This window comes from Caballeronia choica (genome assembly GCF_001544535.1).
GTDB classification, from domain to species: Bacteria; Pseudomonadota; Gammaproteobacteria; order Burkholderiales; family Burkholderiaceae; genus Caballeronia; species Caballeronia choica.
The window spans coordinates 1-10,630 of sequence record NZ_FCON02000201.1; the positions used below are offsets into that span (position 1 = coordinate 1).

8 protein-coding genes are annotated in these 10,630 nt (G+C 64.5%); 6 read left to right on the top strand and 2 right to left on the bottom strand.

Annotation, left to right across the window (positions count from 1 at the left end; translation table 11 throughout):
* Positions 1-548 precede the first annotated feature (548 nt).
* A complete protein-coding gene (locus tag AWB68_RS39355; RefSeq protein ID WP_087649607.1) occupies positions 549-1,847 on the top strand; it encodes an L-fuconate dehydratase in 1,299 nt (432 codons plus the stop codon).
* Between the two features lie 3 nt (positions 1,848-1,850).
* Here the strand turns inward: AWB68_RS39355 and AWB68_RS39360 are convergent, their stop codons facing one another.
* Complete coding sequence (locus AWB68_RS39360) at positions 1,851-3,335, bottom strand: sensor domain-containing diguanylate cyclase (RefSeq protein ID WP_235028752.1); 1,485 nt, start codon at positions 3,333-3,335, stop codon at positions 1,851-1,853.
* Positions 3,336-3,540: 205 nt separating this feature from the next.
* Between AWB68_RS39360 and AWB68_RS39365 the strand changes: the two genes are divergently transcribed.
* From AWB68_RS39365 to AWB68_RS39385, 5 genes are all read left to right on the top strand, one after another.
* Positions 3,541-4,647, top strand: a complete 1,107-nt coding sequence (locus tag AWB68_RS39365; protein WP_374729654.1) for an FUSC family protein — start codon at positions 3,541-3,543, stop codon at positions 4,645-4,647.
* A gap of 57 nt (positions 4,648-4,704) precedes the next feature.
* On the top strand, positions 4,705-5,595 hold the full coding sequence (locus AWB68_RS39370; RefSeq protein WP_087649609.1) for a LysR family transcriptional regulator: 891 nt from the start codon (positions 4,705-4,707) through the stop codon (positions 5,593-5,595).
* A gap of 445 nt (positions 5,596-6,040) precedes the next feature.
* Positions 6,041-6,739: a FadR/GntR family transcriptional regulator gene (locus AWB68_RS39375; protein WP_087649614.1), complete on the top strand. Its 699-nt coding sequence runs from the start codon at positions 6,041-6,043 to the stop codon at positions 6,737-6,739.
* A gap of 279 nt (positions 6,740-7,018) precedes the next feature.
* The gene (locus AWB68_RS39380; protein WP_087649610.1) at positions 7,019-7,504 is read left to right on the top strand and encodes a ferritin-like domain-containing protein; all 486 of its coding nucleotides are present in this window, start codon (positions 7,019-7,021) and stop codon (positions 7,502-7,504) included.
* A gap of 213 nt (positions 7,505-7,717) precedes the next feature.
* Positions 7,718-9,079, top strand: a complete 1,362-nt coding sequence (locus AWB68_RS39385) for an MFS transporter (RefSeq protein ID WP_087649611.1) — start codon at positions 7,718-7,720, stop codon at positions 9,077-9,079.
* 58 nt (positions 9,080-9,137) lie between these two features.
* Here AWB68_RS39385 and AWB68_RS39390 read toward each other — a convergent pair whose 3' ends face one another.
* Complete coding sequence (locus AWB68_RS39390) at positions 9,138-9,791, bottom strand: peroxiredoxin (protein WP_087649612.1); 654 nt, start codon at positions 9,789-9,791, stop codon at positions 9,138-9,140.
* Between the last annotated feature and the right edge of the window lie 839 nt (positions 9,792-10,630).

The following is a 10,630-nucleotide window of genomic DNA, read 5'->3' on the forward strand; positions in this document are numbered from 1 at the left end:
GGGGTTTCATCGTTGTTGGCATGTAGAAAAGGCGCGCACGTCGCACCGCTGCGCGGAGTGGAACAGCAGTCATTCATCCGTCCCGGCACTTCGTGCCCGACGCCAGGTTCGCTAAGCGGTGAATTGAAGCATGGAGCAAGCACGAACGATCGACGTAGCGATGGGTTTCAGTTATGCCTGACGGGTGAGCGCGTAGCGCGAGGCTGGATGTATGACTGCTGGTCCACTTCGTATAGCGGTGCGACGTGCGCGCCTCTTCTACATGCCAACAACGGGGAAACCCCGCTAACGACACTCCCCCGGTTGGACCACTCCGAGGGAGCGGTCTGGCGGCGACTGGCAAGGATTGGCGTTGGGAAGCTGCTTTCTTTGCTTACTTTCTTTGCAGCAGCAAAGAAAGTGAGTCCCGCCCCGGACAGGGGCAGAGCTAATAAACCAAAAACAAAGCAAGTTCCATAGAAGCGCAAAAACATCAAACGGCGTAAACAACCACCCCCACCCCACCCCCACCCCAAGCGCCAGCGGCAACCCACCCAAAGGAGCCGAAAATGCCCACGATCACGAAGCTTTCCGTGCGCGACATCCGCTTTCCGACGTCGCGCTCGCTCGACGGTTCCGATGCGATGAACGCCGCGCCCGACTACTCGGCGGCCTACGCGATCCTCGAAACCGATGCGCCCGACGGACTCGCCGGCCACGGCCTGACCTTCACGATCGGGCGCGGCACGGAAATCGTCGTGGCGGCGGTGAATGCGCTCGGGCCGCTCGTCGTGGGCAGGCGTCTCGAAGACATCGCCGCCAACATGGGCGCGTTCTGGCGCGCGATCACCTCCGACAGCCAGTTGCGCTGGATCGGCCCCGACAAAGGCGTAATCCATCTGGCGACGGCGGCCGTCGTCAACGCGGTGTGGGACCTGTGGGCGAAGTCCGAACGCAAGCCGGTGTGGAAACTGCTCGTCGACATGAGCCCGGACGAACTCGTGCGCTGCCTCGACTTCCGCTATGTCACCGATGCGCTGACGCCGCAGGAAGCGCTCGCGATCCTGCGCCGCCATGAGCCGACCAAGGCCGGGCGCGTACAGGAGATGCTCGCGCAGGGCTATCCGGCCTACACGACATCGGCGGGCTGGCTCGGCTACGACGACGACAAGATCCGCCGTCTCGCGCGGGAAGGCGTCGCGCAAGGCTGGACGCATTTCAAGCAGAAGGTCGGCGGCAATCCCGACGAGGACGTGCGGCGCGCCCGCATCCTGCGCGAGGAGATCGGTCCGGAGCGCCGTCTGATGATGGACGCGAACCAGGTATGGGAAGTCGATGAAGCGATCGCCAACATGCGGCGGCTCGCCGAATTCGATCCGTGGTGGATCGAAGAGCCGACGAGCCCCGACGATATCCTCGGCCACGCAGCCATTCGCCGGCGGCTCGCGCCGATCGGCGTCGCGACGGGCGAGCATTGCCACAACCGGGTGATGTTCAAGCAACTGCTCCAGGCGCAGGCGATCGATTTCTGCCAGATCGACAGTTGCCGCCTTGGCGGATTGAACGAGGTGCTCGTCGTGCTGCTGATGGCGGCGAAGTTCGGCGTGCCCGTGTGCCCGCATGCGGGCGGCGTCGGATTATGCGAGTACGTGCAGCATATTTCGCTGTTCGATTACGTGTGCGTGTCGGCGTCGCTGGAAAACCGCGTGCTCGAATACGTGGATCATCTGCACGAGCATTTCATCGATCCCGTCGTGATCAGCAACGGTCGCTACATGCCGCCGCAGGCGCCCGGTTACAGCATCGAGATGCATGCCGCTTCGCTCGAACGGTTCGAGTTTCCGCACGGCGCGGCGTGGCGTCCGTAAGCTTCACGCCGGGCTTTTCTGTTCCACGTCGATGCCCTCGCCGTGCCGCTGCGGGCTGCAATCTGCATCGTCGAATGCGTGCCACGTGGTGACGCGTTCGCCACGGCCGCATTTCTTCGCCTCGTACATCGCATGGTCCGCCTTGCGCACGAGATCGTCGGCGGTGTCGTTGTGCCCGAGCACCGCGAGTCCGAGGCTCGCGCGCATCAGGTACGGCTTGCCCCGCACGGTGAGGTCGACGCTGAGCGCCTGCGCGATCGCCTCGGCGTTGCGCGTGCCGGCCTCGCGTGCGTCCGGTGCCTGGACCACCACGAGAAATTCGTCGCCGCCGAGCCGCCCGATCGCGCCATGCTCGCCCACCGCCATCCGCAGGCGCTCGGCCAGCACGGTCAGCACCTCGTCGCCGCATTGATGCCCGTAGGTGTCGTTCAACTGCTTGAAGTTGTCGAGGTCGACGAAGATCGCCGCGACCTTGCCGCCCGCGTCCGGCGCCGCGGCCGCTTCGTGCAGCAGGTCCTTGATGCGTCCGCGGTTGTAGAGGCCCGTCAGCCGGTCCGTCTCCGAGAGCCGCCGCAGTTCGTCCTTGCGCTTGTGCAGCTTCGATACGAGCGACATGATCCGCGCCGCGAAGCCGATCAGCAGCGCCGAGATGACGGCCGCCATCGTCACGTAGACGCGCCGCATGCGGTAATAGTCGTCGAGTGCTTCGTCGAGCGAGAGCCCCGCGACCACGGTCAGCCCGTAACGATCGATCGTGCTGCTCGCGACGATCCGCTCGATGTGATCGACCGGGTCGATCACGGTTGCGACGGGCGCGCGCGCGACGCTCGTATAGTTGTCGAGGAGCGCCCCGCCGGTCGTGCTGGGCGCTTCGCCCGCGCGGCGCGACAGCGTGAAGCCGTGGTGCGAGATCACCGCGATCATGCCGTAGCGTCCGAGCGCGGCGCTGTTGTAGAAGCCGTCCGTGAGATACGCGGGGTTTTCGGAGATCACGATCACGCCGCCGAACCTGCCGTCCGGCGTGTCGAGGCGGCGCGTCGCCTGGATCGACCATTGTTTCGACACGCGCCCGATCACCGGCCGGCTGATGAACAGCCCCTTGGCCGGATCCGTGCGATGCACGGCGAAGTGCTCGCGGTCGCTCAGGTCGACGATGCCCTTGAACGGCAGCGTCGAAGCCAGCACGTGGCCGTTCGCGCCGACGATCGTCACCTGCAGCGCCGTATCGGCGGTGATGAGCCCATACGCCTGATAGCGGGCGAGGTCGAACGTGAGCGGCGCGGTCTCGTAGCCGTACTTGATGAGCAGCGCGATCACGTCGACGTCGTGAATGGTTTTGAGCGTGTGCGTCTGCAGAGACCGCGCGATCGTGCGCGCGGCGTCCTGCGTGTCGCGCACGACAGACGCCTTCTCGACTTGCAGTCGCATGAGGATCGTGATCCACAGCACGCAGAGGACGAGAAGGGTCAGAGCGGGAATTTGCACCATGGCGCGAAGCCGTGCTTTTTCCCTGTCGATGCCCGGCCGAATCGGTCGCATAGTAGCCTTGAGTTCTCTCCCTGCAAGGATTGTGCTTCAGGCCGCGTCGTCACGATCCGGCAAACAGCGCGCGCTTTCTCCGCTTCTTCGGTGAATTGCAGGCGCATGCGCTTCCTGGAACCAGGGCGACCGCGCGCCAAAAGGAAACCGTCCGATGAATCCGACCGACAACGACCCGCAGACGCGCCCCGCGATGCACGCCCGCACGCGGCCGCTCGCGGCAGCCAGCGCGTGGCTGGAGAGGCTCGATCCCGGCACGCATCGCCGGATCAAGGGGCTGCGGCTCGTCACCGCCTACGGCCTCGCGGCGGCGCTCGGAACGCTGCAGGACATCGCGCACGGCCTGCCCGCCGGCGTGCTGCTCGGCTCGCTCGCGAGCGGCTTCGCGCTCTGGGCGAGCGTGTCCGAGGCACGCGCGACGCGTCCCGAATCGAGCCGCGACCTGGCGCTGCTATGCGTCGCCGCGGGCGTCGGCGCGGCGATGTTCGCGCTCCTCGCGCCACTTCTGCGCGGACTCGCGCCAGCCGGAGCCGAGCTGACGCTTGTGTCCGGTGCGTTTCTCGTCGGCTATCTGAAGCGTTTCGGCGTGCTCGGTGCGGGCATCGGGTCGCAGGTGTACATCGGACAATTGCTGGCCTACGGCATGCGCCTCGGCCCCGCCGACTTGCCGACGATCGCCGTCGCGGTGGCGATCGCGGCGCTCGCGTCGATCGTGCCACGCGCGTTGAGCGGCCCCGCCGAGCGTCCGGCGAGCGTGGCGGCACTGGGGCCGGGGCCTGCTTCGGGGCGCAATGGCATGTCGGCGGAATTCATCATGGGATTGCAGGCGGCGAGCGGCTCGCTCGTGGTCGTCGCGTTGAACGACATCGTCGGTCTGCCCGAATCGGCGTGGGCGATCACGGCCTGCACCTACGTCGTGGCCGGCTCGGCGACGGGCACCGTCGAGCGGGTGCGCCGCAGGATCATCGGCACGCTGGTCGGCGTGCCGCTCGGGCTCGCGTGCCTGCCGCTCGCCATGCATGCGCCGCTTTTGATCTGGTGCGCGGCGGCGCTCGCGATGATCGTCTACGCGATGGCCCTGCCCGAGCGCTACGACGTCGCCTGCGCGGCATTCGCCTTCACGCTGATCGTGACGATGGCGGCAAGCGGGCTGCATTCGGTGCCGCTCCTGGCCGCGCGTGCGTGGGAGACGCTGATCGGCGGCATGCTCGGCATCGTGGCTGCGCTGGTGATCTTTCCGCTCAGGCAGCCGCGCCAATAATCGAGGCGCTTTGCTACCATCGCTCCGTTTGCTCCAACAATCGAAACGGGCGAATGCATGGACCGCTTTCAGGAGATGCAGGTATTCATCCGCATCGCGGAAAGAAGCAGCTTCACGCAGGCCGCCGACGACCTGCAGATTCCGCGCGCGACCGTCACCACCTTGCTCAAGCGCATGGAGGCACGGCTCGGCGCGCGCCTGATCGAGCGCACGACGCGCACCGTGCGCCTCACGCACGATGGCGAAGCGTATTACCGGCGCTGCGTGCGGCTCGTCGCCGACCTGGAAGAAGCCGAGGGTTCGTTTCGCCATGTCGCGCCGAAGGGCCTTCTGCGCGTCAACGTGCAAGGCACGCTCGCGAAGCATTTCGTCGTGCCCGCTCTGCCGGATTTCATCGCACGCTATCCCGGCATCGAGTTGCAGATCGGCGAGGACGACCGGCTCGTCGACCTCGTGCGCGAAGGGATCGATTGCGTGCTGCGCGCGGGCATGCTGCAGGATTCGTCGATGGTCGGGCGGCGCGTCGCGCTGATGGAACAGGTCACCGTGGCGAGTCCCGCGTATCTCGCACAGTTCGGTCATCCGCAGTCGCTCAAAGCGCTCAGCGGGCATCGGGCGGTCAACTACATGTCGAGCGGAACCGGCCGCATCCTGCCACTGGAGTTCACCGTCGACGGCCGCGTGACCGAGTTGCAACTCGCGTCGATCGTCTCGGTGACGGGCGCCGATCTTTACACGGCCGCCGCGCTGGCCGGCTTCGGTCTCGTGCAGGTGCCGCGCTATCGCGTGCTCGGCGAATTATTGGCGGGCACGCTCGAAACCGTGCTCGCGGAGTGTCCTCCGCCGCCGATGCCGGTCTCCGTCCTTTACCCGCAAAACCGGCAGCTTTCCTCGCGGGTCCGCGTCTTCGCGCAGTGGTTGCGCGACATTTTCGAAGCCGCCGGCTAAAGCGCTCGCCGGGTTGCATTCGAGCGGCGACGGCGACCCGCTGTGCGCCGTCCGAAAACCCGCAAACGCTTGCGCAGCGGGGCCAGGGCGAACAGTGTTGGCGGACGAACGCTCTACAGACGAATCCGGGGCGCACCATATTGGCAAGGCGGGCCATGCCGGGATAGGCTCACTTTTACCGAACCCGAGACGGTGCATCGAATAAAAATTACCGCTCGGTTCGGCGCTCGGGGCGCGGTGTCCGGTCGCGATCAGCGCGGCCGGACCAACCGCCTCGGCAGCATGGGGAAGACAAAAAGAAGGCGTGCCGACGTTCATTGCATGCAAATGGACACGAGTTTCGCCGCTACGGCAAACCAATTGCGCCAGCGTTCAGGCGACGCTGCAGCCACTCGGGGTGGGTGGCGAAAGGCTGGCGCGCGGGGTGATCAACGAGAAGAAAAACATGAACCATGGATACGAAGCGTCGCTCGTGAAGCGTGTGGTGAACCAACTGGTGAACGGTATTGTCAACGGCGATTACGCGGACCACGTGTTGCCGCCGCAAGTCGACCTGGCGGTGAAGTACGGCGTCAGCCGGACCATCATGCGCGAGGCGATCAGCATCCTGATCTCGCGACGGATGCTCGATGTCCGCCCCAAGACGGGCACGCGCATCAAGCCGGCGCAGGACTGGCTGATCATCGACCACGAAGTCGCCGAGTGGCGGCTGCGAGCGACGCCCGATCCGGAATACCTGCGCGGCCTGATCGAGTTCAGGGCATTCGTCGATCCGCGCGCGGCGGCACTGGCGGCGATCCGCGCGAGCCGGCAACAGCGCATCGCGCTCGCCGGCGCCTATCAAAACCTCGCGCAAGCGGGCGTGAACGGCGCGCTTGCCCACGCAGCCGAGGACGCGCTGCAATCGGCGATCGTCGATGCCAGCGGCGACGAACTTCTGAAGCAGATGAGCTGTGTCGTGCGCGTGGGACTGCGGGCGATGAAGCCGATCGTTCACCCGCACGCGCTCGCCCACGAGTCGCATCTCGGGCAGTACGCGAGAGTCGTGCGCGCGATCGAAGCGTGCGATGCGGACGGCGCCAGAGCCGCCATGACGGCGCTGCTCGCCCAGGCCGCCACGCGATTGATGGAGGAGACCGCGTAAGCCGGCGGCGCCGGCACGCTTGAAGTCCCCTCGCCTCTTTGTCGGCCTCCTTGTCGCCTCGAAGTCCGGCGACAGCCCTCTCGTGGACCATAAATTGCGTGAGCCAGTCGCCGGCGACGGGATGGCGACCGCACGCCTCACGCGCAGATAAACGCCTCGCGCGATTCGCCCGCGTGACTACAATTACCTGATGTCCGGTCAAGACATACCGGGGGCCAACCCAACCAGCGGCGGTCCGGGCGTTTGCATCTGCCGCGCAAGACATGAACGGAGGCAGCAATGTCAGAGATCGACAAGGAAATCGATAAGGAAAAGGTCGTCGCGGTGCTGAACCAGATTCTCGAGTCCGAGCTGGCAGGCGTCGTCCGCTACACGCACTATTCGTTTCTCGTGTTCGGGTTCGGGCGCATTCCGATCGTGTCGTGGCTGCGCGAGCAGGCGGACGAGTCGCTGTTGCATGCCCAGCAGGTCGGCGAGTGGATCACCACGCTCGGCGCCTACCCGTCGCTCGCGATCGGCCCGCTGCTCGACTCCCATACGTTCGACATCGCGTCGATCCTGCGCGAATCGCTGCAGTCGGAGAATGTCGCGCTGAAGCTGTATCGGGATCTGCTCGGGCTGGTCGAGGACCGTTCCGTCGCGCTGGAGGAGTTTGCCCGCCAGATGATCCATGTCGAGGAGATGCATGCGGGCGAAGTCGACAAGATGCTGCGCCGGCCGGGCGAAGTGACGACATCGGCGGAGCGGCAGACGGGGAAGGCCTGACGCGCATCGGGCGGCCGTGTTTTTCCATTAGGGTAATCCTGTGCCGCGGGCAATCGACGCACGCGCATGGGCCACTGCACAATTCGGGGACGAACGCATGGCCTTCACGCGGACGCGCTGGCACCTCGTCCGCATGCCACCGGATGAGGCCGGGGAACGCCAGCAGCCAGACGGCCATAAGGCGCTCACGCTTCCACTACCAGGGTCATAAAAATGGATAAAGCTACGACCGTCAACATCCAGACGTTCCTCAACGAGCACCCGTTCTCCGGCTTCCAGTGGCTCATCTTTGCGATGTGCTTCGTCGTCGTGCTGCTCGATGGCTTCGACACCGCCGCGATCGGGTTCATCGCGCCGTCGCTCGTGACGGAATGGCACATCAGCAGGCCGGCGCTCGCGCCGGTCTTGAGCGCAGCGCTCTTCGGGCTGGCGTTTGGCGCACTGTGCGCGGGTCCGTTGTCCGACCGGCTGGGCCGGCGCCTGCTGCTGATCGTCTCGGTGACGATATTCGGGATCGCGTGTCTCGGGTCCGCCTGGTCCGCCGATCTGTTCCAGCTCACCGTGCTGCGCTTCGTCACCGGCCTTGGCCTCGGTGCGGCGATGCCCAACGCGGTGACGATGATGAGCGAATATTGCCCCGACAACCGGCGCGCCACGCTCACCAACCTGATGTTCTGTGGCTTCCCGCTGGGTGCTGCGTTCGGCGGCTTCCTTGCCGCGTGGATGATCCCGCACTTCGGCTGGCGCAGCGTGCTCGTGCTCGGCGGCGTGACGCCGCTCGTCCTCGCCGTGCTGCTCCTGACCGTGCTGCCCGAATCGGTTCGCTACATGGTCGCGAAGAACCAGCCGGTGGAGAAGATCCGCGCCGCGCTGTTGCGCGTGTCGTCAACCGCTTCGCGCGCGACCGCCTTCATCATGACCGAGCCGGCGCCTCGCACGAACGCGAAAAGCGGCATGAGCGTGGTGCTTTCGCCGTCCTACGTGGTCGGCTCGATGATGCTGTGGCTCGCGTACTTCATGGGTCTCGTGATCTTCTATGCGTCGATCAACTGGATGCCGATTCTCTTCAAGGAAGCGGGCCTCTCCCCGCAACGCGCGACGCTTATCTCGGCGCTCTTCCCGCTCGGCGGCGTGGGCGCGGTGCTGTTCGGCATGTTGATGGACCGCTTCAATCCCAACCGCGTGATCGCGGCCGGCTATGCGCTCACGGCCGTGACGGTGTATGCGATCGGGCAATCAATCGGCGATGTCGGCTGGCTGATGGTCAGCGTGTTCGCGGCGGGCATCCTGATGAACACGGCGCAGTCGTCGATGCCCGCGCTCGCGGCCGCGTTCTATCCGACGCAGGGGCGCGCCACCGGAGTCGCGTGGATGCTTGGCATCGGGCGCTTCGGCGGCATCGCGGGTTCGTTTCTCGTTGCCGAACTGACGCGGCGGCAGTTCACGTTCGCCGGCATCTTCACGGTGATCGCCGTGGCCGGTTTGATCGCGTGCGTGGCGCTCTTGGTCAAGCAGGCCGTGCATCCTGGCGATGCAGCGACGGCGCCAGCCGACGCCTCGTTCTCGGGGCACTGAACAAACCGGCCGCTTCCTGTTGCAGGAAGCGGCCGGATGTCTTGCAGTTGGAATGGCGTTACTTCGGCTGCTCGACGGTCCGCAGATACGGCTTGAGCGTCTTGAAGCCCTGCGGATATTTCTTCTTCGCGTCTTCGTCCGATACCGACGTCGGAATGATCACGTCCTCGCCCGGTTTCCAGTTTACTGGGGTGGCGACCGCGTGCTTCGCGTTCAATTGCAGCGCATCGAGCAGGCGGAGCACTTCATCGAAATTGCGTCCCGCGCTCATCGGATAGGTGAAGGTGGCCTTGATCTTCTTGTCCGGCCCGACGATGAAGACCGCGCGGATCGTTGCGTTGTCGACTGCTGTGCGGGGACCGCCGCTCGCGTTCGGATGGATCATGTCGTAGAGCTTTGCGACATGGAGGTCCGGGTCTCCGATCATCGGGTAATTCACTGCCGTGCCCTGCGTTTCCTCGATATCCTTGGCCCACTTCCCGTGGCTGTCGACGGGATCGATCGACAGGCCGACCACCTTCGTATTGCGCTTGTCGAATTCGGGCTTGAGGCGCGCCAAGTAGCCGAGCTCAGTCGTGCAGACCGGCGTGAAATCCTTCGGGTGCGAAAACAGGATGGCCCACTTGTCGCCGATCCACTCATGAAAGTTGAGGGTGCCTTCAGTCGTTTCCGCGGTGAAATCGGGAGCCTCGTCACCGATACGGATGGTCATGTTCAATCTCCACTGTTGAATTGTCCGGAAGTTTTGCGAGCGCCGCGATATACGCCATGCACGGCTGCGGGTGAAACGGACAAATTCAATTATAGTGCGCCCGGGCTGGTGTCTTGCTGCGGGCTATTCCTCGAATTCTTCGATGCAAATCTGCTGTTGAGGAATTGGGTAGGAGGATGGGGTGGGGGGTGGGTGGTGTTTACACCGTTTGATGCGCTCGGGCTTCTATGGAACTTGTATTATTTTTGGTTTATTTGCTCTGCCCCTGTCCGGGGCGGGACTCACTTTCTTTGCTGCTGCAAAGAAAGTAAGCAAAGAAAGCAGCTTCCCAACGCCAATTCTTGCCAGTCGGTGCTAGACCGCTCGCCCGGAGTGGTCCAACCGGGGGAGTGTCGTTAGCGGGGTTTCCCCGTTGTTGGCATGTAGAAGAGGTACGGGCGTCGCACCGCGATACGGAGTGGACCAGCAGTCATACAACCGGCCTCGCGCTACGCACTCACCCGTCAGGCAAATCCGAAACCCGAACGATCGTTACATCCTACGTTTATGCTTGCCGCATGCTTCAATTCACCACCGCTAGTGACCTGTCGTCGGGCACGAAGTGCCAGGACGGATGTATGACTGCTGATCCACTCCGTATGGCGGTGCGACGTGCGCGCCTCTTCTACATGCCAACAACAATGAAACCCCGTTAACGACACTCCCCCGGTTGGACCACTCCGACATAACGGTCTTGCGGCGCATGGCAAGCATTGGCGGTGGAAAGCTGCTTTCTTTGCTTACTTGTATATTGTCCCTAGCGTTCGGAAACTGATCCTTTCTGTTCGCCGGAAGCGGTA